Here is a 24525-nt window from a genome sequence, read left to right on the forward strand (position 1 = left end):
GTGGTTCGGGGCGGCGCGGGGGGGGGGGCGGGGGGGGGGGGGGGGGGGCGGGGGGCGGGGGGGGGGGGGGGGGGGGTTGGGGGGGGGGGGGGGGGCGGGGGGGGCCCCCCCCCCCCCCGCCACGAGTCAGCGGAACACGCGTGTCACGGTGCGGTCCCGTTGCCGTGCTCGCTGGTTCAGCAGACGGCGAGGCTGACGTCGCTGCGGCACATGCCGATGCTGATCGTGCTCCACGAGGCCGCGTCCTCCCCGCTCTCGACGGCGAGCTGGGACATCTCCTGCAGGGCGAGGATGTTCTGCATTGTTTTCTCCTTTTCCTTGTGGTGATTCGTACGCTGCTATCCGGTGGTTCCGGGCAACGTGCGTTCGTGGCGCTGTCGGCCGCCGAGCCGGTCGACGGTGAACAGCGGATCCTGGCCTGGTTCGAGCAGCGTGTGCAGGAACAACAGCACTCCGGCTGAGCCGCTCCAGAGGTCGGCGCTGTACCGGCTGCGTCCCTCGCCGAGGAACCGGACCCCGTGCTCCCACGGGACGGCGTACTTGAACAGCGCCGTTCCGGTCCGGGTGGCCATGCCGGCGCTGGTGGTGTCACCGGTGAGCCTGGCGTGCTCGGCCAGCGCGAAGCCGAGACCGGTTATTCCCTGGTACAGGCCGGCCATGACGGTGAACGGGCCACCGAGCCGCAGCCGCAGCCGCTCCTGGGCGTCCTGGAGCCGCTCGTCGTCACGGGCCGCGAGGCACCGGGTGGTGACGAGCAGCATGCCCGCCGAACCGCAGTGCACGTACGGCATGCTGCGGGAGTCCCGGTCCGAGACCGGGAAGGCCAGGTCGGGCGCGTCCGGTGCGCTCGCGCGGTCGAGTTCCTCGTGCAGCAGCCGGACGGCACGGTCGAGCAGGCGGTCGTCCCCGGTGACCGCCGCGAGTTGCTGGAGCATCAGCGCGATCCCGCACCGGCCCTCGAGCAGGCCGGTGGCGTTGTCCTTGCCCAGCCCCGGAGTCAGGTCGTCGGGCAGCGCCAGCGTGATGGCCTCGGCGCGGTCGAGGTGGTGGCGGTCACCGGTGTGCCCGAACATCGCGAGGTGGGCCATGGCGACACCGGCCGACCCGCTGCCGTAGGTGTGGCAGCTGCCGGTGATCGGGTGCCGGTCCGCCGCGTCGAGCAACCGCCGTGCGTCGTCGAGGTGGCCGAGATCGGCGAGCACCCATGCGATCCCGCTGCCGCCGTACATGAGACCGGGCGCGAACTCGCCTTCCCTCGCCTGGGTGCGCAACCGGTCGACCGCGGCGGCGGGGACCGGCTCGTCCGCGGCGCGCAGCGCGTGGACCACGCCCGCGGTGCCGAACGCGACACACGCCGGGTTCGTGCCGAACCCCTTCGGCACGGTCGGGTAGGTCCACTGTGGATCATCCGGTCGCGCCATCGCGGCCAGTCCGGTCGCGACCTTCGCACGGAGCTCGCGCAGGTGCCGGAGCGGGTCCGCGGCGACCTCGCCGGGCGCCGGACAGCCGTTCCCGGCCGGGGAGGGGCGGTGGAAGCGCGTCGCGGCCGACCACAGCGCCTCCGGCACGTCACCGAGCTCGTCGAGCTCGTGGCGCAGGTGGGACAGGGCGTCCGGGTGCCGCTCGATCACCTGCGCCATCGGCGCCATGAGGAACTGGGCGATCGCGGCCAGCCCGTACTCGTCGTAGACGACCGGGTCGTCGCCGACCAGGGCGGGCGGCGGGGTGAACCCCTCCGTGCCCATCGGCCGCAGGTCGTCGGTGTCGAGGCGGTGGGCGGCCTCGAAGTCGACGAGGCGCACGCCGAGGTCGTCTGTGACGAGCACGTTGGTGGGGCTGACGTCGACGAAGACGTAGCCGTGCTCGTGCAGCACGGCGAACAACTTCTCCAGCGCCGTCATGATGCGGACACACTTGTCGTGGTACTGGGCCATCTCCGCCCTGGTCGGTGCGGAGCGGATCAGGGTGTTGTGCGCGACCATCCAGTTCTTCAGCGGCGTGCCCTCGACGAATTCCATGACGAGGAACTCGTGTTCCCACTCCGTGAAGTACTCGACCGGTTCCGGCGCGACGCCGGGGCAGGCCTCGTGCAGTTCGCGCAACGTCCGCCACTCGCGCCGCAGTCGTTCCGGCGCGCACCGCCCGCCCCAGTCGACCCCGGTGTGCCCGCGTGCCTCCTTGACGAGGACGGTGCGCCCGGTCGCCTCGTGCCGGGCGCGGTAGGCGCCGCCCGCGTTGCTGTGCTGGAGCGCTGCCTGGAACGTGATGCCGTGGAAGCTGGTGCTGGGCGTCTCTTCCGCGGTGTCCTCGAGGAACGGGTCCGTGACGGTCGGCGGGAGCACGAACGACACGTGCCTGCGGTCCTCGACGGGTTCGCCGTCCGGGCCGAGGACGACGGGCAGCCCGGTGCCGTCCGGTTGCCGCACCAGCTGTCTGGCGAACGAACCGTAGCGGTAGTGGACTGTCCTGGAGTCCCGGTAGCGGCGGTCGCTGAGGATGTACGGACCGTCCTCATCGGACAGGTCGGCGCGCAGCCGCTCCATGATCGCCCGCGCCGCCGCCTCGTCCGCCGGGTACAGGGCGCAGAACTTGCCGCTCTGTGGCCGTGCCGCGTGTTTGTGGTTCAGCAGCAGGAAGTGCAGCCGCGCCGACAGGTGCTTGAACGGGACCCCGTGGTCGGCGCAGGCACGTGCGACCACGTCGAGCACGGGGGAGAGCCGGTCCGGGCGGGCGGACACGTGCACCTTCCACCCCTGTCGCGGTGTCGTGTGCCCGGCCGGGCGCCAGAACCGCCACATGCCCTCGGTGACCTCGGCCCAGTCCGGCGGCATGGCCGAGGGCCGGTACGACGCGCCGACGTCGGCGGCCGCCTCGAGGGGCAGGTAGTAGTCGGGGTCGGCGAAGGTGAAAGAGATCTCCTGCATCGTTCCTCCTAGTCGCCGGGCCGAAGGTCGGCGGCGAACAGATCCCGGTAGACGCCCGGGCGTTCGATCAACGTCTCGTGCGTGCCGTGCTGGACGATCCGGCCCCTGTCCAGCACCACGATCTGGTCCGCGGCCCGCGCCGCGCTCAGCCGGTGGGAGATCACGACCCTGGTCACCGGCAGTGTGTCGAGGGCGGCGTTGACGGCGCGCTCGGTCCGCGGGTCGAGGTGGCTCGTCGCCTCGTCCAGGACCAGCAGGCCCGGCTTGCTGAGCAACGCTCTGGCCAGCGCCATCCGCTGTCGCTGTCCCGAGGACAGGGCCGCGCCGCCGTCGCCGATCTCCGTGTCGTACCGCCTCGGCAACGCCAGGATGTCGTGGTGCAGCCCCGCGATCGTCGTCGCTTCGACGATCTCGTCCTCGCTCGCGTCCGGGCGGCCCAGCGTGAGGTTGTCCCGGACGGTGCCGCTGAACAGGCTCAGGTCCTGGAGCACGGCGCCGCAGCGGGAGCGGAACGCGGACAGGTCCATCTCCTGGATCGGTACGCCGTCGTAGCCCACCGCGCCGGACTCGGCGGCCACGAGGCCGAGCACCAGCAGCCCCAGTGAGCTCTTGCCGGAACCGGTCCTGCCGACGACGCAGATCGTGCTGCCCGGCCGCGCCCGCAGCGTGATGTCCTGGAGCACGGGCGGCTGGTCGTCGCGGTAGCGGAACGAGACCCCGCTCAGCTCGACGCCCAGCGCACGGCCCGGCGCGGGTGTCCTGGTACCGCCGGACTCGGCTGGTGCGTCCAGGACGTCGAACACGCGCTCCATCTGCACCACCACCGTCTGGTAGATCTGGCCGACGTTCGCGAACGTGTCCAGTGGTGCGAGCACCGCCAGCGCCACGGCATTCGCCGCGAGCATCCCGCCGAGGCTCACCCGGCCGTCGATGACGAGCCAGGCGCCGACGACGAGCAACGCCAGGGGGCCGAGCGTGCTCACCGCGCGCTGCGCGCCCGTCAGCCAGGCCGCCGCACGTCCTCTGCGGAGCATTGCCTCCTGGTAGCGGGTGAACAGGCGGGACCAGCGGACCAGCAGGCGATCGGCCAGGCCGTTGGCCTTGATGGAGATCACGGCGTTGAGCAGCTCGGTCACGTGGTTCTGCTCGTCGGTCTTGGCGACCAGTTCCCGTTGGACCAGGTTGCGCAGTGCGCGGTGGCTCGCGCCGACCAGGGCCGCGTACAACACGATCAGCGGGAGGACGGCGGGCACATAGGCCGGGGCGAGCACGACCAACCCGATCAGGTAACCGGTCAGCAGGACACCGTCGAGGACGGTGGTCATCAGCTGCTGCGTCAGTGTCTCCCTGGTACTGGACACACTGGACAGTCGCATGAGGAGGTCGCCGCGGCCCCGGTCGAGGAAGAAGCCGACCGGCAGCCGCAGCAGGTGGCCGATGAGCCTGCCGGTCAGCGCCTCGTCGGCCCGTCTGCGCAGCGCGAGGAGAGCGAGGGCACGCAGCAGGCTGAGCACGCCGGCGAGGAGCGCGGTGCCGACGACGGCGACCGCGAGCACCCCGAGCAGCCCGGTGTCACCACGCGGGATGACGGAGTCGACCACGGCCTTGGTGAGCAGCGGTGTGCCGAGACCGATGCCGTGCATCGCGGCGGCGAGCAGCAGCGTCGACAGCAGGAGCCCGCGTCCGCCCGGTGCGCTGAACAGGGTCTTGACGTAGCGCACCACGACCGCGTCCCGGGTTCTGGTCCGCCTGGGACTGAAGTGGGCGGCCGGGGTGAGGTGCAGGGCGGTGTCGTCGTGGCGCCGGTCGAACTCGACCCGTTGCCACCGCTGCCGTCCGAGTGCCGGATCGACGACCCACGCGCGGTGGCGGTCGGCACGGGCCACCACGACGAAGTGCTGCTGGCCGCGTATGACGATCGCCGGTGTGGTCACCTCGGCGCCGAGCGGTCCGATGGCCGCCGACATGCCGGAACGCTCCGCGGCCACCGCGATGTCGTCGAGCGTGGCACCACTGCCGTGCCGGTGCAGGATCGCCCGGGTCTCGGTCACCGACGTGTCCCGGCCGTGGTGGCTCAGTACGGCCGCAAGGCACGCCGCTCCGGTCTCCCCGTGGTTGAGTGCGTACCGGACCGGCGTCCGGCGGCGAGTACGGGCCGGTGGTCGTTCGAGTGTCCGTACAGTCAACCCACTCACCTTTCCTCCGCCGTTCCCGCCTTGCTCTGGAACGGACAGTAGGAGCGGGAGCCGGGCACGCAGTAGGTGTTTCGCCGTCCACATGCGGCCATGGGCACTGACCGGATCAGGACACGTGCCGCCGAGATTGATCGTCCCTTGTGGACTGATGACGGTTCGCCGCACCCGGCATCCCGACAAACTTGGGTGGCGGTCACTCATGCGGCCACCGGGGCGGACGGCGCACTCTGCCGAAGTGATCCGACGACACGACGGAGGTGGTCATGGCATTGAGCGATCTCGGCTTCGAGCCGGTACAGGAACGCGTCTACAACGCCTTGCTGGACAGACCCGACCTGACGTTCGCAGACCTGGCCGCGGCGGCGGGCGGCGACGGGCCGGCCGTCGCGGTCGCCGTCGAGCGTCTGGTGGCTCTCGGGGCGGCGCGACCGGAGTCGTCCAGGCCCTGCGGGGTGGCACTGGTGAACCCGGCTGTCGCGATCGCCGGGTTGATCGAACGCCTCGAGAGCGACCTGCTGCGCAGGCACCGAGGCGTGGTCGAGACACGCGGTGAACTGATCGAGCTGGCGGCTCGGTTCCAGCACTCGCCCGGCCGGTCTGGCACCGCCGACGTCGAGCACCACTCCGGTGCCGACGCGATCGGGGAGGTGCTCGCCGAGCTCTCCTTCTTCACCAGGGACAGCGTTCTCACCGTGCACCGCGGCGGCCGTCATGGCATGGGACCGGACAGCGCCTGGTCCTCGCTGCACCAGCGTGCCCTGCGGAGAGGAGCGCTGTTGCGGATCCTGTGCCACCGGGAACTGCTCGCCGACGAACGTCAGGTCACCCGGGCGCGCGAGCTGGGGGCCTCCGGCGCGCAGTACCGGATCACCACTCTCGTGCCTGACCCCGTTGTCGTCATCGACCAGCGCGTCGCGGTGGTGCCCGCCGATCCCCAGGACATCGACCAGGGGATCCTGGTGATACGCCAGCCCGCGCTGCTCAACGGCGTCGTCCGGCTTTTCGAGCGGATGTGGGTCGACGGCGAGCAGGCGGCGTGGGACAGTCGTGGCGAACCGGAGCCCACCGATGCGGACCGCCGGGTGCTGGCGCTGCTCGCCGAGGGACACACAGACGAGGCGATCGCGCGCACCGTCGGCTGCTCGGCCCGCACTCTCCGGCGGCGGATCGCCGTGTTGATGACCTGGCTCGCGGCGGCCAGCAGGTTCGAGGCAGGTGCGGCTGCCGTCAGGAAGGGCTGGCTGTGAGTGGCCACGCCCGGAAACTAATTTGCGTGGCCGGTACCCATGACTTCGATCGCGGGGCTGGTCAGGATCCGACCATGGACAGCACAGCGGCGGGGATCGCGTCGGCGGCGGGGCTCGCGCCCGGTTGGTGGACGAACGCTCTCGCGTTGCACGAGCGGTTCACGCCGGCGCCATCGCGAACACCCCACGCGAACGCCGACCCGTTCGAACTCCGCCTGGCGGATCTCGGGCTGGATCCCGCCGACGTGGCGAACGCGGCCGCTGCCGTCGGCGGGCTCGCACCGGCATGGGCGGACATCGTGGACGAGGTGGTTCTCGGCGCGGACCACACTGAGAACCGCCGGGTCGACGGTGACTGGGAGGTCGCGTTCGGCCAGGTGTTCGCCCCGTTCGTCGCCTTCGCGGCCGAGCGGATCACCGCCGCGTTCACCGCCGGGGGGCCGTCGGAGTCGGTCGACCTCGACGCGTTCGTGGCCGCTGTCTCCCGCACCCTGACCGACCGGCTCGTGGCGACGGGAACCCGAACCCTGGTGACTGAGCTGCGCCTGCACGCCGACCGCGGTGCCCTCGTCGGGCGCGACCCGGTCAGCCGGTTCCACGACTTCGTCGCGCAGATGAGCACCGGCACCGCGCGAGCGCGGCTGTTCACCCGCTACCCGGTGCTGGCGCGCCTGCTCGCACAGATGACCGACGCTGCGGTGACGGCGGCGGTGGAGCTGCTCGACCGGTTCCGGCAGGACCGGCACGACGTGGTGACGACGCTCTTCCCGGACGGCGACCCCGGGGTTCTCGTCGGCGCCGACTTCGGGCTGGGCGACCCGCACCGCGGCCGGTCGGTGGCCACGCTCGCCTTCTCCGGGGGTGCCCGGCTGGTCTACAAGCCACGAGACGTGACGCTCCAGCGACACCTCGCCGGCATGGTGGCCTGGCTCAACGACCACGTCGAAGGCCTCGGTCTTCGTGCCGTGCCCACTCTGGTGCGGGAGGGGTACGGGTGGTCGGCGTACGTCGAGGCCGCACCTCTGACCGACGTCGCGCTCGCCGATCGCTTCTACTTCCGGCAGGGCGCACTGCTGGCGCTGTTGCACGCGGTCCGCGCCACCGACATGCACTACGCGAATGTCATCGCCGCGGGTGACACACCGGTCGTGGTCGACGTCGAGACGCTGTTCCACCCGGCGCTGACGGCGGACCAGGGCGGTGACCCGGCCGCCGCCGCGCTCGCCGACTCGGTCTACCGGACCGCGTTGCTGCCGTTGATCGCGGTCGGCGACCACGGGACATGGGACCTTTCGGGACTGGGCGGTGACGCCGACCGGTCTCCCGTGAGCAGGGTGTCGTGGCAGGACGCGGGCACGGACCGCATGCGCCTCGTCCGCGTCGCTGCCGAGGCACGAACCGCGTCGAACCGGCCGAGGGCAGGCACGGAGGCGCTCGAGCCGCGGGCACACCAGGCCGCGCTGTGCGACGGCTTTCGCACGGCCCACGACCGGATCGCGGCACACAAGTCCGCGTTCGCGGAGCTGGTCAGGGCCTGCGAGAACGTGCTCACCCGCGTGGTGTTCCGGCCCACCTGGATCTACACGAGCATGCTCGACGAGAGCACACACCCTGACCTGCTCGCCGACGGGCTGTCCCGTGACAGGGCGCTCGCGATGCTGTGCTCGGCGACAGCGACCGGTCCGCTTCGGCGGCTGGCGGCACACGAGATCGCGGACCTGTGGGCGGGTGACGTGCCGATGTTCACCATGACGGCAGGCCGTGCCGTCGTGTGTGACTCCGCGGGAGATCCGACCGGCGTTCGCCTTCCTACGCCGGGACTGCACCAGGCGCTTGACGCGCTCGACGCCATGGACGACACCACCCGGCGAGATCAGGAGTGGGTCGTCGCGGCGACATTGGCCACCCGCAGCCAGGCGACCGCACACGTCGCCGATCACGTCGCCGAGCCGCTGCCCGCCGGAGCCCCGGCCGACCCCGATGCCCTGATCGCCGCGGCGTGCACGATGGGGGACCGGCTCGTCGCTTCTGCCCACCGGGGGCGGGAGCGCGTCAACTGGCTCGGTGTCGAGTTGGTGGAGGAACGACAGTGGCTCGTGCTGCCGCTCGGCGCCGGGTTGGCGACCGGCTACCTCGGTGTCGCACTGTTTCTCGCGCAGCTGGGTGCGGCAACCGGGATCGCACGCTACACCGAGCACGCGGCGCTCGCCGTGCGTGCACTGCCCACCGCGCTCGGCCACATCGCCTCGCGGCCCGCGCTCGTGGACGCGGTCGGGTGTGGCGGGCTGACCGGGCTCGGGGGAATCGCCTACGGTGCGGCACGGGTGGGCGCGTTGCTGGACGACGCGGGCCTGCGCGATGCCGCGGAGTTCGCGGTCGGACTGGCCGGCGAGGTCGCGGGCCGCACCACCGATCCGACGTGGACCGCGGGTCACGCCGGTTGTCTCGCTGCGATGACCGCGGTGCACACCGACCTCGGGTTTTCGGCAGCGGCGGACGTCGCGAACGACTGCGCAGAACTGCTTGGCGCCTTCTTCGCCGGGCGTGACGGTCCAGGAGCGGGCCTGCCCGGCGGGTTCGCCAGGGGACGGGCCGGCATCGGCTGGGCCCTGGCCAACCACGGTTCGCCGGCACACGCGGACCTCGGTCGGCACGTCGCGTCGACGGCGACCGCCGACGCGGCGCGCGGTGGCTGGTGTTCCGGACCGGCAGGCGCGCTGCTGGCCGTTGCCTCCGCCGGGATCGGCGCGGACACCCCGTGGCCAGAACCGGACCCGGACGTCGGCCGACCAGGAGACCTGAGCCTGTGTCATGGCGAGCTGGGTGTCGTCGAGGTGCTCGGTGCGCTCGGACGCCAGGGCCCGGTACCCGACGACATCGCCGTGGGGTTGCGCCGACGCGTCAGCCGGGTGCTCGCCACGGTGCAGCACGACGAGCCGTGGTGCGGCGTCCCGGACCGGCTTGCCACACCTGGCCTGCTCAACGGCCTGTCCGGCATCGGCTACGCGCTTCTGCGGCTCGCGGCCCCGGACACGACGCCGTCGGTGCTCCTCCTCGAACCCGCGGACCCGCCGCGATTTCCCGTTTCACCAGCCCGAACAGAGAGGAACAGGGGATGAACGAGAACGACCACACGGCGCACGAGGCAGCACGACTGGCGACCGGTTCGGACCTGCTCGCCGACGAACACCCGGCCGGCCCGGTCTGGTGCTTCCCGGTCGTGACGTTCGGGAGGAGCGTCGCGGCTCTCGCCATCACGGCGGCACCGATCGGCATACTCGCGCTGGGGTTGCTCTCCGGGGATCCGGACATCGTCGCCGGCACACACACCACATGCTGTCCGACCGGCCCCTGATCGGCCCCAAGCCGTTGCGCCAAAGTTCGTCATCCTCGCTGAACCGCCGGTTCGTCGTACATCGCAGGCTTAAGGTGCGTTGGTGCTCCTCCACTCGCCGACCCTCGTGGGCAGAGACGACGTGCTCATGGCATTGCACCGCGATCTGGCCGCGGCCGCGGACGGCGGAGGCAGGACGGTTTTCGTCACGGGCCCCAGCGGTATCGGCAAGACCCGACTGGTGAACGCGGTGGCGGACGCCGCGTTCACCGGCGGGATGACGCTCATGCGGGGCAGAGCGAGCACGCTCGACCCGTTGATGCCGTTCCGGCCGCTGGCGGAGGCACTGCTGTCGATGTTGCGCGTGACCCCGCTCGACCCCGCCGACCTGGGGCCATACGGTCCCATCCTCGGTCGGCTGGTGCCGGACTGGAGTGTGCCCGGTGCGAGCCGGGAAGACGACCTCCTCGTCGTGCTGGCGGAAGGTGTCGTGCGCGTGACCCGGCTGGCGGCCGGACAGCGCGGATGCCTCGTCGTCATCGACGACCTGCAGAACGCCGATTCCGAGACCCTGGCTGTGCTCGAGTACCTGATCGACAACATCGGTCAGCAGCCGACCATGATCCTCGGCGCGCTGCTCGACCAGGACTGCGCTGCCATGACGATGGCGCGCTCCGCGGTGCGCCGGGGCCGCGCGACCCTGCTCGCGCTCGATCCGCTGACTCGCGGCGACCTGGAAGGCCTGATCGCCAACTGTCTCGGTGCGCCACCTGGGAAGGTGGCCGCCGAAGCGGTCGAGGTGGTGCTCGCGGGCAGCGGTGGCAACCCCTGCCTGGCCGAGGAAATCGTCGCCGACCTCGTGGACCACAAGGTTCTCGTCGAGACCGCGGGGCAGTGGCTGCTCACCGAGGCGGTGCCCGCCGGCGCGGGTACCGACCTCGCCCACCCGATCGGCGGCCGGTTCGTGAAACTCTCCGAGCAGGCCCGTGCCGTGCTGTCGGTCGCCGCCGCGTTCGGTATGCGGTTCCCGCTGCCGGTGGTCCAGCAGGTGATCGGGGCGAACGACCAGCACCTCCTGCGGCTGTTGCAGACGGAGGCCATCGCGCACTTCGTGCGGCCGGACGAGCAGAGCGCCGACTGGTATCGGTTCCGGCATCAGCTGACGTGGCAGGCGGTGACGGGTCAGCTGCCCGACGACGAACGGGCGGGGCTCGCACGCGTCGTGGCCGGTACGGTCGAGACCCTGTACCCCGGCCTTGACGGGGAGTGGTGCCAGATCGCGGCCACTCTGTGGCTGGCGGCAGGTGAGGGCGGCCGCGCCGGCGAGTTGCTCACCGAGCTCGGTCGCCGGACCCTGACGATCGGGGCGGCCAAGCCGGCCGTCGCGCTCCTCGAGCAGGCGTGGCAGTTGCTCGCCGATTCGAGCGTGGAACGCCGGGCCCAGACACTCGACGTGCTGATCCTGGCCCTTGTCGAGGCCGGGTACGTGCGCCGTGCCATCGCGGCGGTCGCCGAACTCGACCGGCTCGCGAGCGTGCCCGCACGTCGGCGGGCGGTCATTCACACGAAGGCCGCGTGGGCAGCCATGATCGCCGGCTACACGGACGACGGGCTCACTCATGTCGCGTCGGCGCGACGGCTGCTCGGCGACGACCCGGATGCCGTACAGCTCGCGGAGGTCGACATCGTGGCCGCGCACCTCGCGCTGGACCTGCCAGGTGGTGGGCAGTTGGCGATAGCCGAGGATCTGGCCCGCAACGCGGCACGCATCGCGGACCGCATGGACCTGCCGGAGATCGCCTGTCAGGCGTGGCAGCTGCTGGGCGCGGTGACCCGGCCACGTGATCCGGCGGAGGCGACCGCGTGCCTCGAGCGTGCACTGTCGATCGCGAGCAGGCGCGGTCTGCCGATCGCCGAGATGCACACGCTGATCCGGCTCGGCAACGATGACGCGCTGCGCGCGGGCGAGATCACCCGCCTGGAGCTGGCGCGGGAACGCGCGAGTGAGGTCGGCGCCGTCACCGCGCAGTGCCAGGCGGAGGCCAGCATCGCCCTGCACCTGGTCCTGAGGGGCGAGTTCGACGACGCCGCTGCGCTCGTCAGCCGGGTGCTCGACACCACGATCACGATGCAGCTCGTCGAGATCACCCAGTACGTGCTGCTGTTGCGTGCCGTGCTCGGCGCCCATCGCGGGTCGCGGGCGGAGCTCGACGACGCGCTGTCCGAGTTCGAACAGCACAAGGGTGACGCTGTTCTGCACGCACCACGGGTGCATGGCCTGGCCAAGGTGTTCTGCGCCCTGCTGGAGGAGCGGCGAGATGTCGCCGTCCAGGAGATGGCTGCCGCCGAGGCGGCGCACATCCCCAGTTCCACCGTGTTCCACCTCTCGGGCACGTACGGCATGCGTCCGCTGCTCCGGGCACTCGCCGGTGATCTCACCGTGGGCGAGCTGACCGAACTCATGGCCAATCCGGCGTCCGCTCTGCGCTGGGACCGGCAGTTCGCGACCTTCGCCAAGGCGGTGCTGCTCGGCCGGCTCGGGAGAGGTGCCGAGGCGGTCGCGGAGGTCGACGAGGCGCTGCGGGAGGGACAGCCGTATCCGATGGGCCGTCATCTCGGCCTGCGCCTGGTCGGTGAGGCCGCACTGGACGACGACTGGGGCGAGCCGGTGCCCTGGCTGCGCGCGGCGGAGGCCTACTTCCGGCGCATCGAGGTACCACCCGTGGTCGGCGCGTGCCGCCGCCTTCTCCGCCGCGCCGGCGTCCGCGTGCTCCAGAACCGGGACGGTGCCGAACAGATCCCGCCGGATCTGCGCCTTCGCGGTGTGACAGCTCGTGAGTACGAGGTCCTTCGGCTGTTGGCCGATCGCCTGGGAAACCGGGAGATCGCCGAACAGTTGCACCTGTCGACGAGGACCGTCGAGCGCCACGTCTCCAACCTGATCAGCAAGACCAATCTGCCCAACCGCGGTGCGCTGCGCGACTTCGTCATGACGAAGCTCCACCGCCTGCGGCAGGGATGACGAGCAAGCGCACCGGAGCCGTCAGGGCGAGGCGATCCATGACGTTCGTGTCTGAGGGCATCTAAATGAACCCGTGGCGGACCGCTGTCGCCACCGCGTGGGCGCGGTTGCGTGCATTGAGGCGGGACATGAGTTCGTAGATGACGTTCTTCACCGTGTGCTCCGAGCACGACAGGCTGCCCGCGATGCCCGCGTTGCCCAGTCCGTCGGCCATCAGGCGGAGCACCGCCACCTGGCGGTTGGTCAGCCGCGGGGGCGGGGCGGGCCGACAACCCGGACTCGCCGCTCCGCCCAGTGCGCGGACCAGCAGTTCGTTCGGCACGCGGCTGTCGCCGGCTCGCGCTGCCGTCAGTGCCGACGCCAGTTGTGCCGGTGTGGTCGTGGGGGCAGGGAGGACGGCGCTCACGCCGGCCCGCAGGGCGCACAGCAGATCCTCGCGGGTGAGCGTGTCCACCATGACCACGAGGCATTCGCACCCGGACGCCGCCGCGAGGGCCTTGGCCATCGTCGGTGCGGCGGACAGCACCACACCGGCCGGCACCGGCGACGGGACGACCGCCACATCGAGGCCGTCGAGCATGGCGAACACCGACGGACCGGCGATCACGTGGACCGGCAGCACGTCCGCGGACAGCGTCGGCGCGCTCACAGCAACCCCGCCCGCAACGCGTACGCCACCGCGTGCGCGCGGTTCCGCAGCCGGAACCGGCTGATCACGTCGTGCACCACGCTCGCCACCGTCCTCGGCGAGTAGCTCAGCTCCCGCGCGATCTCGTCCGTGTCCTGACCGTCGGCCACCAGCCGCAGCACGTCGCGTTCCCGCTCACTCAACGCCGAACGCGCGCCCCGCGCACTCGGCGCGCCGGTCAGGAGGTCCGCCAGCATCTCCGGCAACACGGTGGTGTCACCGTCGGCGGCGGCCACGACCGCCCGCGCGAGCCGGTCGGCGTTCGCCTCGCGCCTGCGCAGCAGCCCTCGGGCGCCCGCCGCCAGGGCGTGCAGGGCCGCTGTCGTTGTCAGCTCCGTCGCCACCAGCACGATGTCCGGACGGTGAGCGGCGTTGCGGGTGCGCCGCACGAGGTCCAGTTCGCGCTCGTCCACGTCGTCCACGACCACGACCACGACCCTCGGGTTCTCGACAGGGGACACCACCACGACGTCGGGCCGGGCGCGCAGGACGGTCATCGCGCCGGACTCCACCATCGGGTCCAGCGCCGCGACGCTCACGGGGACGGGGTCACGCATCTCTACTCCTCCTCGCCGGCCGGAACCATGGGAGAAGCCTCGCCTGCGGTGCGTACCCGCACATCCGGTGCGTGCCCGCACATTCACCCGTACGTCGCCACCTGCACGAACACGTCATCGGGACGTGCGGGGCCCGCGGTCCGCGGTGCGGGTGCGGGACGGCAGGCGCGAGAATGTGCGGGTTCGACCCTCATGACGTGGGTGTCGCCGCCCGGCAGTGTGTGGCACATGACGCCTACCAGCCCGAACACGGGGCCCACGACCTGGCCGGACCCGGCCTGGTGGGCACCGGCGCTGGCGCTGCACGAGCGTGGCACCGACCGCGGGCACGCCGCCGCGTCGGCCGCGGCCGACGTGCCCGCCGCGCTGGCGGCGCGGGTGCCCCGGCCCGCGTGGGTCGACACCGCCGAGCGGGTCGTGCGCGCGGCGGAACCCGTGACCGACCTCGCGGAGCTGGGGGAGACGTGGCGGGACGCCTTCGGCCGCGTGCTGGCGCCGTTCGTCGCCGACGCTGCCGAACGGATCGCCGCGGCCGCGCCGGAGCACCCGGCCCTGCCCGGTGTCAGCTCTGCCCTGCGCCACAGCCTTGTCGCACAGGCCGTCCGCACGCTGGTCACCGAACTGCACGCCTGGCGTGCCGCGGGTCGCCTCATCGGCGGCGACGGCCGCGCCCGCTTCCGCGACTTCGCCCGTGTGATCGCCTCCCCGGCGGGCCTGACCGAACTGTTCTGCCGCTACCCGGTGCTGGCGCGGCTGCTCGCCCAGACCACCGACGCCACCGTGGCCGCCACGCTGGAGTTGCTGGCACGCCTCGCCGAGGACCGCGCCATGATCGTGTCGGACCTGCTCGGCGGCACGGACCCGGGCCCGGTCACCGCCATCGTGCCCGGACGCGGTGACCGCCACAACGGCGGCCGGTCGGTGGCCTTCATCGACTTCGCCGACGGCAGCCGTATCGTCTACAAACCGCGTGACGTGACGACCCAGGTCCGGGTCGGCCGGTTCCTCGGACTGCTGGCGGAGGTGCTTCCCGGGCAGTGCCCGCGCGCGGTCACGACGCTCGCCCGGCCCGGGTACGGCTGGTCCGAGTTCGCCCCGGCCCGTGAGCTGACCGGTCCTGCCGGCGCCGACCGGTTCTACCGCCGCCAGGGCGCACTGCTCGCGGTGCTGCACCTGCTGCGCGCCACGGACATGCACTACGAGAACGTCATCGCCGAGGGTGACGTGCCGGTCCTGATCGACACCGAGACGCTGTTCAACGCCGAGCTCACGGCGGGCACCGGTGACCCGGCCACCGACATGTTGTCCTCGTCCGTCTACCGCACCTCGCTGCTGCCGCTCATGGTCGTCGGTGAGCAGGGGGTCGCCGACCTCTCCGGGCTGGGCGGCGACCGCGGCGGTGCCTCCCCGACGAGCGTGGTCGACTGGCTCGACGCCGGTACCGACCGGATGCGTATCACCCGTCGTGAGCTGGTGATGACCGGTTCGGCGAACCGGCCGCGCGTCGGCGGGGCCGACCTCGACCCCGTTGACCACGAGCAGGCCCTGCTGACCGGGTTCCGGCAGGCGTACGACGCCATCACCGCGCACGCCGCCGACTTCGCGGCGCTGATCAGGGCGTGCGCGGACCTGGAGGTCCGGGTGGTGGCCCGGCCGAGCTGGGTGTACGCGACTTTGCTCGACGAGACCACCCACCCGGACGTGCTGCGCGACGGGCTCGACCGCGACGAGGCGCTGTCCGTGCTGTACGCCGGTCGTGCCGGGCACCCGCTGTTCGGCAGGCTGGTCACGCACGAACTGGCCGCCATGTGGGACGGCGACGTGCCGATGTTCCTGGCTTGCGCGGGCACCGGTGAGCTGCGGTCGCCGAACGGGACACCCCTGCCGGTGGCGCTGCCCAAGGCGGGCGTGACGGCGGCGCTGGAGACGCTCGCCGGGATGGGCGAAGTGGACCGGCACGCACAGGAGTGGATCATTTCGGCCACCCTCGCCACTCGCGGCGGCTCCCACGCGCACCCGCGGGCCGGCGCGCTGCCCGGGGTCTCCGCGAACTCGGTGGTACACCCGGACGTGCTGGTCACGGCGGCCCGTGCGATGGCGGACCGGATCGTCGCCCACGCGGCGGGCGGGGAGCACGTCAACTGGCTCGGCCTGGAGCACGTCGACGGCCAGTGGCTGGTGCTGCCGATGGGCGCGAGCCTGGGCACCGGCTACCTCGGCGTCGCGTTGTTCCTCGCCCAGCTCGCCGAGGTCACCGGCATCGGCCGGTACGCGGAGCAGGCCGCCCGCGTTGTCGCGGACGCACCCGCGTTCACCGACGCGTTCGCGGCCCGGCCAGAGCTGGCCGAGGCGGCGGGCTGGGGTGGCCTGACCGGTCTCGGCGGCATCACCTACGCGCTGGCCCGGCTCGGCCGTCTGCTCGACACCCCGGTCCTGCGGGACTGCGCCGCGCACCTCACCGAGCTGGCCGCCAAGTCCGCGGGCAGCACGACCGAGCTCGGCTGGGCGAGCGGCCTCGCCGGGTGCCTCGCCGCCATGACCGCCGTGCACACCGACCTCGGGGTCGACACCGCGGCGACGGTGGCACGCGAGTGCGCGGACCGGCTCGCCGATCTCGTCGACCAGGACGCGGGCACGCGCCCGCTGTCCTTCGCCGACGGCCTCGCCGGCGCCGCCTGGGCGCTCCGCACGGCCGGTCCTGACGCGGTCCACCGGGACGCCGGGCGCCGTGCGGCAGCGCTGGTCGCGGCTCGTGCCACGGCCACCTCCGGCGGCTGGTGCGAGGGCGGGCCCGGCCTGGCGCTCGCCGCATCGTGTGCACCGGATCAGGTGTCCGCCGCCGACATCGTCGCCATGGCCGACGGACCCGTGCGCCGAGACCTGTCGCTCTGCCACGGCGAGTTGGGCGTGCTCGAGGTGCTCACCACGCTCGCGGGCACCGACCCGTACCGGGAGCTCGCCGCCCGCGCGCTGTCGCGCCGCATCGGTCCCGTGCTGGAACTGCTGCGCAGGCACGGGCCCGTGTGCGGCACGCCGGGCTCGACCCCCACACCAGGTCTGCTGACCGGCTTCGCCGGCATCGGCTACGGGATGTTGCGGCTCGCCGCTCCACGCGACGTGCCCCCCGTGTTGTTGCTACGACCAGAAGAACGCTGAACCGCACATCGAAATCCGTTGGAAGAGAAAGGAAACCCCATGTCCGGGATCCAGAACGAGACTGTCGCCGGCACCACCGCCGAGGCCGGGACCGACGCACCGGCAGGCCGCCTGCGCCTGCTGCCCTCGGTCACCTTCGGCGTCCGCGCCGCCGCTCTGGCCCGGGTCGCGCTGCCGGTGGCCATGGTGACCGCGGGGCTGGTCGCGGGCGGGCCGGTGGCGGGTGCCGAGAACCTGGTCACCATGGACACCACCTGCTGCCCACCGCAGGTCTGACGCCACCAGGGGACGGGACCGCCGCGCCGCGACGGTCCCGCTCCCGTTGCTTCGCCCACCACGTCCTTACGCAGTGGCCAAGTACCATTACTTCTCGTGTACCACGGATCGACAGCGATGATCGGGCGCGATCGCGAGCTGAGGACCGTCGGGACCGCACTGGCCCGTACCAGGAACGGCCAGGGAGGAGCGGTGTTCATCGCCGGTGATGCCGGCGTCGGGAAGTCCCGGCTCCTAGCCTCGATCAGCGAGTCGGCGTACGCGGCGGGCATGAGCCTGATGCGTGGCCGCGCCAGCACGATCGGGCCGACCGCCCCGTTCCGCCCACTGACCGAGGCGATTCTGTACCTGCTGCGCGCGGATCGGATCGACCCGGCCGCGCTCGGCCCCTACGGGCCGATCCTCGGCCGCGTCGTGCCGGGGTGGGGTGACCCGGCCTCCGGTCGCGACGGCGAGTCGCTCGTCGTCCTCGCCGAGGCGATGCTGCAGCTCACGGCGCTGACCGGCCGGGACCGGGGCTGCCTGCTCACACTCGACGACCTGCACAACGCGGATGCCGAGACGCTCGCTGTGCTGGAGTACCTGGTCGACAACGTCGACTCGCAGCCGACGCTGGTCGTAGGCGGCATCCGGGACCGGGACAGCACCGCCTACACGCTCGCGCGCACCGCGGCCCAGCGCGGCCGGTGCACGCTGATCGAGCTGGACCCCCTGAACGCCGACGAGCTGCGTGGCATGGCCGCCGCGTGCCTGGACGTACCCGCCGAACGGGTGCGCGCGGACGTGATGGCCCTGCTGTGGGCCGGTAGCACCGGCAACCCGTTCATGGCCGAGGAGATGCTCCGGGTCATGGTCGACGACGAGGTCATCGTGCGGGACGGGGACACGTGGGCCCTCGCCGTTGGTGCGGACAACGCGACGCTCGGGCTCGTCGGCCCGCTCGCGGGACGGGTCGCGAACGTCGGCCCGCGGACGCGCGAGGTGCTCTCGGCGGCCGCCACCTTCGGCACCCGCTTCCCGCTCGCCGTCATCCAGCTCGCCACCGGGCTGTCCGACCAGGTGCTGCTGAGTCTGCTGCAGGACGACCTGGCGAGCCGGCTGGTCACGATCGACGAGCAGACCGCGGACTGGTACGCCTTCCACCACCAGCTCAGCCGGGACGCGGTGCTGGCACAGCTGGACCGGGCGGAGCAGGCGCGGCTCGCGGGCAAGGTCGCCGACGCCGTCGACACCGTCTACCCGGACCACCCCGGCGAGTGGTGTGAGGTGGCGGCACGCCTGCGGCTGGACGCTGGTGACCGCGTGGCCGCGGGGGAGCTCTTCGCCGAGGCGGGTCGGCGCGCACTGGCGATCGGCGCGGCGACCTCCGCGGTGTCGCTGCTGGAACGGGCGTGGGAGCTGCTCGCCGAAGCGCCGCCGTCGCGGGCGGAAGCGCTGGAACAGCTCGTGCTCGCGCTGGCCGAGGCAGGTCAGGTGGAGCGGGCGCTGACCGAGATCAGCACGCTGGACCAGGTCAGCGGGTTGCCGCCGCGGCGGCGCGCGAACCTGCACACGCGGCTGGCATGGGCGGCGGCGGTCGCCGGGCGGGTGGACGAGGCCATGCGGCAGGTGGAGGTCGCGCGGGAACTGCTGGGTGCGGACGCGCCCGCGGAGGACCTCGCGCCGATCGACGTCGTGGCGGCGCACCTCGCCCTGGACCAGACCGGTGGGGACCGGTTCCCCGACGCGGAGCGGATGGCGAGGCAGGCGGCGACGGTCGCCGAGACCGTGCCGCTGCCGGTGGTCGCGTGCCAGGCGTGGCAGTTGCTGGGCGCGATCGTGCGCCATCGCGAGCCGGACGAGGCGACCCGGTGCCTGGAACGGGCGAACTCCCTCGCCGTGCGGCACGGGTTGCCGATCTGGGAGATCCACGCACTGATCCGGTTGGGCAACGACGACGCGCTGCGCACGGCGGACACGACGAGGCTCGAGCAGGCAAGGGACAAGGCGGGTGAGGTCGGTGCGGTGACCGCTCGATACCAGGCGGAGTCGAGCATCGCGCTGCACACCATCCTGCGCGGCGAGTACGCGACCGCGCGGACGATCACCGACGAGGTCCTGGCGTCGACCGCGCGGCTCAAGCTGCTGGAGACGACGCGGTACGTGGCCTTGCTGCGGGCCGTGCTCGCCGGGCACGAGGGCAACCGCGACGCGATGACCACGGCGCTGGGCGTGTTCGAGCACTGGGGCGGCAACCTGGCGCTGCACGCACCGAGGGTGCACGGGCTGGCCGGGGCGTTCTGCGCGCTGCTGGACGAAGACCGCGACCTGGCACAGGACGAGCTGGCCCGCGCGGTGAGCGGTGCCGACAGCGGGTCGAGCGTGTACTACCTGTCTGGCAGGCACGGGCTGGACGTGCTGCTGCGGGTGCTGTCGGCGAAGGCGGGCTGGCCGGAGTACGAGGCGGTGGCGGCGGACCCGGCGAGCACGTTGCGGTGGGACCGGCAGTTCACGTCGTTCGCGCACGCGGTGTTGCTCGGCCGCTCCGGCCGCGGTGCCGAGGCGGCCGGAGCGATGGACGACGCGCTGGCACTGGCGGAACCGTTCGAGATGAGTCGCCACCTGGGTCTGCGACTGGTCGCCGAGGCGGCGTTGGCGGACGGCTGGGGCGATGCGGCCGGGTGGTTGCGCACGGCGGAGGGGTACTTCCACCGCCGGGACGTGCGGGCGGTGTCGGCCTCGTGCCGGGCGTTGCTGCGGAAGGCGGGCGCGAAGGTCCCGCAGCACCGGACGGGCGCGGACGCCATCCCGGCCGTGCTGCGCTCGGCGGGGGTGACGGTGCGGGAGTTCGAGGTGCTCGGTCTGCTGGTCGGAAGGCTCGGCAACCAGGAGATCGCGGCGCGGTTGCACCTGTCGCCCCGGACGGTGGAACGGCACGTCGGGAACCTGATGACGAAGACGGGCCTGCCGAACCGCATCGCTCTCGGCGAGTTCGCGGCCGAGCTCGTGGCGGATCCGGCAGACCCGGCCTGATCTCACACGGGTACCGGGGCGTGGTCGAGAGCCGTTGTCCAGTCGACCGTCGCGCCGTGCGTGTGTGCTTTCGCCATGGCGGTCAGGAACCTGCGCTGTCCGCCGTCGTACCTTCTCAGTGTGGCGATCACCGTGGGGTCCGCCGCGCGGAGGGTGTTGGCGATCGCCGGGGCGAGGATCGGGTGCGGGCTCGTCTCCACGTAGGTGCCGTGGCCGTCCGCCCGCAGCGCTCGGGTCGCCTGTTCGAAGTGGACGGTCTGTCGCAGGTTCCGGTACCAGTACTCGGTTCCGAGTACCCTCGTGTCGGCGAGCAGGCGGCCCGTCACCGTCGAGTAGAACGGGGTTCGTGCCTGGCCCGGTGCCACCCCTGCGAGATCGCGCGCCAGCCGGTCGCGGATCGACTCCACCGCCGGGGAATGGGACGCGTAGTCGACCTTCACGTGCCGAACCGTCACCTCCTCACCCGCGAACGTCTCCTCCAGTTCCCGCAGCGCCCAGGTGGCTCCTGCCACCACCGTCGACGCGGGGCTGTTCACCACCGCCACCGCGATGTGGTCCGCCCACGGGGTGATGCGCGACGCCAACTCCGCGGCGGGCAACGAGATCGACACCATCGCGCCCGTGTCCGACAGCTCGGCGAGCGCCTTGCTGCGCAGTGCCACGATCCGCGCCGCGTCGGCCAGGGACAGCGCGCCCGCGACGTGCGCCGCCGCGATCTCGCCCTGTGAGTGGCCTACGACGGCGTCGGGCTCGACGCCGTACGAGCGCCACAACCCGGCGAGCGCCACCATGATCGCGAACAGTGCGGGCTGCACGACGTCCGTTCGCTCGAAAGGCTCCGGGTCCGCCGTGGTCAGCACATCGTGCAGCGACCAGTCGACGTGTGCGCCCAACGCGTCGGCGCACGCGTCGATGTGCTCGCGGAACACCGGCGACATCGCGTACAGGTCCTTCCCCATGCCGGGCCACTGCGAACCCTGCCCGGGGAACACGAACACCACCTTGCCCGGGTCGGCCGGACCGGCCTGCGTCAGGTTGCGGGCCTGTTCCCCTGCCGCGAGTGCGGCGAGCCCGTCGAGGAACTCCTCCCGTCCCGCGCCCACGATCACGGCGCGGTGCGCGAGGCCGGGACCACCGGCCAGGCCACGCGCGAAGCGGGCCGGGTCCAGATCGGGGAGTGACGTGGCGAACTCGTGGAGGCGAGCGGCGGTGGCCCGCAGGCTGGTGCCGGACTCCGCCGACACCAGCCACGGGACCACGGCCCTATTGTCGGCGAGCATCACTCCGCCACCCTGGTGCGGTAGGTCCACCGGTAGACGGCGACCTCGTGGTCGTCGACCCGGTCGACCCGGCCGGTCGGTTCGAAGTGCTCGTACCCGGCCATCCTCGGCACCCGGACGTGCCCGGGGTCCGCGGTCCGCCAGCGCCTGGGGAGGTCGACCGGACCGCCTTCGAGGAGTACTTCAGTCATCGTCATCTCCACTTCGTGACACGGTGTTCTCCTGGGTGTCGTCCACGGCCACGAAGCGCAGCTCCGAGGTGTAGCGGTTGCCGGCGCCGTCGGTGAGCCACGTCTGCTCGGGGCTGGGCAGCATCTCGCTGATGGTCATGCGTCCGTGCGGGTCGTCCCGCATGAGCCTGCGCACGGCCTTCGCGAATATGTTGACGTACACCGGGCTGTGGAAGTCCACGTAGAACGGGCGCGGTTCGGTCGGCGAGACCACGAAGACGAACCGGGGCAGGTCCCGCGCCGCACGCCACTGCTGGGCGCGGACGTACCGGCGTGCCTCGCTCTTCTCGTTCGCGAAGTCCATCGTGGACGGTTCGAACCGCCACGTCTCCCTCGTCACGACCATGCGGTCGATCGTGATGCGGGGGAAGTGGTCGGCGTCGGCGGGGACGATGCGGAACAGGTCCAGCGCGAGCACCGTCATCGCCTGGGAGAAGACGTCCACCACGTCGAACACCGCGCCGTCGGGGAGCACGGCCACCAGCTCGCCGTCCCGGTCCTCGACCCGGGCGTCCGCGCTCGCGACCGTGCGCGGGCGCTGCGGGTCGGCGCTTGCGTCCGCGAGCGCGACGGTGTAGTCCTGGTCGCGGACCAGCGCGTACCGGGTGCGCAGCGAGAGGCGGGCACGGCTCGCCTTGGGCTGCAACGGCATCAGCCGCGGTGTGGGGTGGTCGGCGTCGATGAGTGAGAGCAGCTCCGCGCGATCGGGGTGCTGGTGCACGAACAGCGAAGCGCCGAGCGTGTTCATGGCGATGTGCATCTCGCCGATCGCCAGCTCGTAGTCGCCGCGGTTCACCGCGTCCGCGTCGTCGGCGACCACCAGCATGTCCGGGCACGCGTAACGGGCCGTGGACCACTGGTGTCCGGTCTCACCGAAGGCCTCCCGGACCCGGTCGGCGATCTCCGCGCTGGTCAGCCGAACCCGGCGGGCGCCGGGCGGCGGAGCCAGGATGCTCTCCCAGTGCTTGCAGAACAGCCGGTGGATGTCGGTCGCGTCGGCGACGGCCTCGCCGTGCGTCATACCGATGCACGCGAACCACAGCGTCGACAGGTCCACGGCGGGCTGTCCGGCCTTGGCCGCCTGCTTGTCGAAGATGCGGCGCATGTGCTCGCGCACGCGCTCGGTCAGCGTGGACGTCAGCCAGTTCGCGCTCGACAGCAACAGGTCCATCGGGCCCAGCGCGTCGAGCAGGTCGGTGCCGAGCCGGACGCGGGTGGCGCGGCGGCTGTCGGAGTAGATCACCGCGCGAGACGTGCTCGTGCCCTGGCCCTTCTGCCGCTGCGCGGCCGTCTGGGTCATGTCCGTGAAGTCGGTTTCGAGCGCCTCCATCGCGGCCGTGAGCGCCTCGGGGTCGTGCAGCGACTCACGAACGCGGTCGCGGCCGGCCTCCAGGACGTCCAGCTTCGCCAACGCCGGATCACGCAGTGCGGGGTCGCCGATGCGGTTCAGGATCTCGCGCAGCCGCCGCTCCGGGTAGGTGTCGGCGGGCACCTCGAGCTGCCACACGATCCAGCGGCGCCGCACGAGGCCGTGCAGCACGGCGGGCACGTCCACGCCCTCACCGAGCTCCCGCTGGATGTCCCGGGCCGGGCGTACGCCGTCGCACAGCTCGAGCACACGGCGCTGCACGGGGTCGATCGTCACCGGGCGCAGGCCGGGCACGGCGATCTCGTCGCCGAGGATCCGCACGAACGGCATCCGCGTGGGGGCGACCCATTCGCGTACCGCCGGGTCGTCGCTGACTGTCCTGGCGAGCGCGTCGATGGCCCAGCTCGCGAAGTACACGTTCTGCTCGGCGATCAGGCCGTCGTGCTCGTGGTCGAACTCGACACCGCGAACGGACTCGTCCCACGAACCCCAGCCGACCGGGCCGAAGAAGCCGATGGTGTCGTTCTTGACGCAGAAGCGCTGCCAGTAGTGCGCGACGAACTCCTCGCGCTGGCGGGCCATGCTCGGCCGTTTCCCGAGTTCCGGTTCCCATTTCAGGAACGGCTCGATCCCCGATTTCAGCACGGCCCGGTTCTGCCACGCCACCGCCGCCTGGAATGACGGCTGGGCCGCGATGTCGAGCAGTGCCCTGGACATCTCCAGTGCCGAGACGTCGAAGAGGTTCTCGAATTCCTGCCACTTCGGCCCGGTCAGCTGCTTGGCCTCGGCGAACTCCGCCGCGGCCGCCGCCAGCTCGGCGGGCGCGAGTCGCAGCACCCCGTCGGCCGGGAAACCCGGGCCGCGCAGGCCGAACTGGTCCCAGAACCGCCACTTGCCGACCCGCGGCGCCGACGCGTCGTTCATCTCCGCTCTCCGTTCAGTCGAGGCCGTGCGGTCAGTCCAGATCGCCGACGGCGGTGGCCAGGTCGGCCGGGGTTGGGCAGGCGAAGACGAGCGCGATGGGGACCTCGACGTCGAGTGCGGCGGTGAGCCGCGTGACGATCTGGAAGGCCACCATGGAGTCTCCGCCAGCCTCGTAGAAGTCGCTGTAGGGCCCGAGCTCGTCGCGGCGGAGCGTCTCGCGGTACGTGGACACGATCAGGTCGAGCACATCGGTGGTGGCGCTGGTCATGATTTCTGCCGTCCTTCCGAACCTTCGTGGACTACCCGGAAAA

Annotated in this window: 16 protein-coding genes; 7 read left to right on the plus strand and 9 right to left on the minus strand. The window is 72.0% G+C overall.

Annotated elements, in window-relative coordinates; all coding sequences use genetic code 11:
* Nucleotides 1-176: 176 nt before the first annotated feature.
* Genes ACIBVP_RS06155 through ACIBVP_RS06165 form a run of 3 tightly spaced genes read right to left on the minus strand, consistent with a single transcriptional unit; the run spans nt 177 to nt 5110 of the window.
* Nucleotides 177-302: a hypothetical protein gene (locus tag ACIBVP_RS06155; protein ID WP_396104858.1), complete on the minus strand. Its 126-nt coding sequence runs from the start codon at nt 300-302 to the stop codon at nt 177-179.
* A 36-nt stretch (nt 303-338) separates the two neighbouring features.
* Nucleotides 339-2924 carry a class III lanthionine synthetase LanKC gene (gene lanKC / locus ACIBVP_RS06160; RefSeq protein WP_396104859.1) on the minus strand — a complete coding sequence of 862 codons (2586 nt, stop codon included), beginning with the start codon at nt 2922-2924 and terminating at the stop codon, nt 339-341.
* Between the two features lie 8 nt (nt 2925-2932).
* Nucleotides 2933-5110: a peptidase domain-containing ABC transporter gene (locus ACIBVP_RS06165; RefSeq protein WP_396104860.1), complete on the minus strand. Its 2178-nt coding sequence runs from the start codon at nt 5108-5110 to the stop codon at nt 2933-2935.
* A gap of 272 nt (nt 5111-5382) precedes the next feature.
* Here ACIBVP_RS06165 and ACIBVP_RS06170 point away from each other — a divergent pair, with 272 nt between their 5' ends.
* From ACIBVP_RS06170 to ACIBVP_RS06185, 4 genes are all read left to right on the plus strand, one after another.
* The gene (locus ACIBVP_RS06170; protein WP_396104861.1) at nt 5383-6366 is read left to right on the plus strand and encodes a hypothetical protein; all 984 of its coding nucleotides are present in this window, start codon (nt 5383-5385) and stop codon (nt 6364-6366) included.
* Between the two features lie 74 nt (nt 6367-6440).
* Nucleotides 6441-9485 carry a type 2 lanthipeptide synthetase LanM family protein gene (locus tag ACIBVP_RS06175; protein WP_396104862.1) on the plus strand — a complete coding sequence of 1015 codons (3045 nt, stop codon included), beginning with the start codon at nt 6441-6443 and terminating at the stop codon, nt 9483-9485.
* Nucleotides 9482-9721, plus strand: a complete 240-nt coding sequence (locus tag ACIBVP_RS06180; protein WP_396104863.1) for a hypothetical protein — start codon at nt 9482-9484, stop codon at nt 9719-9721. The genes ACIBVP_RS06175 and ACIBVP_RS06180 overlap by 4 nt, the downstream gene beginning before the upstream one ends.
* An 82-nt stretch (nt 9722-9803) precedes the next feature.
* Entirely contained in the window at nt 9804-12722 is a 2919-nt protein-coding gene (locus ACIBVP_RS06185; RefSeq protein ID WP_396104864.1) for an ATP-binding protein, read from the plus strand.
* 61 nt (nt 12723-12783) lie between these two features.
* Here the strand turns inward: ACIBVP_RS06185 and ACIBVP_RS06190 are convergent, their stop codons facing one another.
* A complete protein-coding gene (locus tag ACIBVP_RS06190) occupies nt 12784-13371 on the minus strand; it encodes a LuxR C-terminal-related transcriptional regulator (RefSeq protein ID WP_396104865.1) in 588 nt (195 codons plus the stop codon).
* Nucleotides 13368-13967 (minus strand): LuxR C-terminal-related transcriptional regulator, encoded by a 600-nt coding sequence (locus ACIBVP_RS06195; RefSeq protein WP_396104866.1) that lies wholly within the window; start codon nt 13965-13967, stop codon nt 13368-13370. The genes ACIBVP_RS06190 and ACIBVP_RS06195 overlap by 4 nt, the downstream gene beginning before the upstream one ends.
* 228 nt (nt 13968-14195) lie before the next feature.
* On the opposite strand from ACIBVP_RS06195, the gene ACIBVP_RS06200 reads away from it, so the two are divergent.
* The 3 genes from ACIBVP_RS06200 (at nt 14196) to ACIBVP_RS06210 (ending at nt 20411) form a co-directional block, all read left to right on the plus strand.
* Entirely contained in the window at nt 14196-17123 is a 2928-nt protein-coding gene (locus ACIBVP_RS06200; protein ID WP_396104867.1) for a type 2 lanthipeptide synthetase LanM family protein, read from the plus strand.
* A gap of 39 nt (nt 17124-17162) precedes the next feature.
* Entirely contained in the window at nt 17163-17399 is a 237-nt protein-coding gene (locus tag ACIBVP_RS06205) for a hypothetical protein (protein ID WP_396104868.1), read from the plus strand.
* A gap of 117 nt (nt 17400-17516) precedes the next feature.
* Nucleotides 17517-20411 carry an AAA family ATPase gene (locus tag ACIBVP_RS06210; protein WP_396104869.1) on the plus strand — a complete coding sequence of 965 codons (2895 nt, stop codon included), beginning with the start codon at nt 17517-17519 and terminating at the stop codon, nt 20409-20411.
* A 2-nt stretch (nt 20412-20413) separates the two neighbouring features.
* Here ACIBVP_RS06210 and ACIBVP_RS06215 read toward each other — a convergent pair whose 3' ends face one another.
* From ACIBVP_RS06215 to ACIBVP_RS06230, 4 genes are read right to left on the minus strand one after another with little or no spacing between them, the layout of a single operon-like run.
* Complete coding sequence (locus ACIBVP_RS06215; RefSeq protein ID WP_396104870.1) at nt 20414-21691, minus strand: acyltransferase domain-containing protein; 1278 nt, start codon at nt 21689-21691, stop codon at nt 20414-20416.
* Nucleotides 21691-21882 carry a DUF5988 family protein gene (locus ACIBVP_RS06220; RefSeq protein WP_396104871.1) on the minus strand — a complete coding sequence of 64 codons (192 nt, stop codon included), beginning with the start codon at nt 21880-21882 and terminating at the stop codon, nt 21691-21693. Before ACIBVP_RS06220 ends, ACIBVP_RS06215 begins: the two co-directional genes overlap by 1 nt.
* Complete coding sequence (locus ACIBVP_RS06225; protein WP_396104872.1) at nt 21875-24214, minus strand: lantibiotic dehydratase; 2340 nt, start codon at nt 24212-24214, stop codon at nt 21875-21877. The genes ACIBVP_RS06220 and ACIBVP_RS06225 overlap by 8 nt, the downstream gene beginning before the upstream one ends.
* A 31-nt stretch (nt 24215-24245) precedes the next feature.
* Nucleotides 24246-24482 carry a phosphopantetheine-binding protein gene (locus ACIBVP_RS06230; RefSeq protein WP_396104873.1) on the minus strand — a complete coding sequence of 79 codons (237 nt, stop codon included), beginning with the start codon at nt 24480-24482 and terminating at the stop codon, nt 24246-24248.
* Nucleotides 24483-24525: the final 43 nt, after the last annotated feature.

Origin of the sequence: Actinophytocola sp. NPDC049390, from assembly GCF_044466355.1 — a bacterium.
In the GTDB taxonomy this organism is placed as follows: Bacteria; Actinomycetota; Actinomycetes; order Mycobacteriales; family Pseudonocardiaceae; genus Actinophytocola.

Bases quoted from the DNA above. Each gene is read 5' to 3' on its own strand.
- ACIBVP_RS06175 (WP_396104862.1), top strand. From the start codon at position 6,441: ATGGACAGCACAGCGGCGGGGATCGCGTCGGCGGCGGGGCTCGCGCCC.
- ACIBVP_RS06205 (WP_396104868.1), top strand. From the start codon at position 17,163: ATGTCCGGGATCCAGAACGAGACTGTCGCCGGCACCACCGCCGAGGCC.
- ACIBVP_RS06155 (WP_396104858.1), bottom strand. From the start codon at position 302: ATGCAGAACATCCTCGCCCTGCAGGAGATGTCCCAGCTCGCCGTCGAG.
- ACIBVP_RS06195 (WP_396104866.1), bottom strand. From the start codon at position 13,967: ATGCGTGACCCCGTCCCCGTGAGCGTCGCGGCGCTGGACCCGATGGTG.
- lanKC (WP_396104859.1), bottom strand. From the start codon at position 2,924: ATGCAGGAGATCTCTTTCACCTTCGCCGACCCCGACTACTACCTGCCC.
- ACIBVP_RS06200 (WP_396104867.1), top strand. From the start codon at position 14,196: ATGACGCCTACCAGCCCGAACACGGGGCCCACGACCTGGCCGGACCCG.
- ACIBVP_RS06170 (WP_396104861.1), top strand. From the start codon at position 5,383: ATGGCATTGAGCGATCTCGGCTTCGAGCCGGTACAGGAACGCGTCTAC.
- ACIBVP_RS06230 (WP_396104873.1), bottom strand. From the start codon at position 24,482: ATGACCAGCGCCACCACCGATGTGCTCGACCTGATCGTGTCCACGTAC.
- ACIBVP_RS06220 (WP_396104871.1), bottom strand. From the start codon at position 21,882: ATGACTGAAGTACTCCTCGAAGGCGGTCCGGTCGACCTCCCCAGGCGC.
- ACIBVP_RS06225 (WP_396104872.1), bottom strand. From the start codon at position 24,214: ATGAACGACGCGTCGGCGCCGCGGGTCGGCAAGTGGCGGTTCTGGGAC.
- ACIBVP_RS06180 (WP_396104863.1), top strand. From the start codon at position 9,482: ATGAACGAGAACGACCACACGGCGCACGAGGCAGCACGACTGGCGACC.
- ACIBVP_RS06210 (WP_396104869.1), top strand. From the start codon at position 17,517: ATGATCGGGCGCGATCGCGAGCTGAGGACCGTCGGGACCGCACTGGCC.
- ACIBVP_RS06215 (WP_396104870.1), bottom strand. From the start codon at position 21,691: ATGCTCGCCGACAATAGGGCCGTGGTCCCGTGGCTGGTGTCGGCGGAG.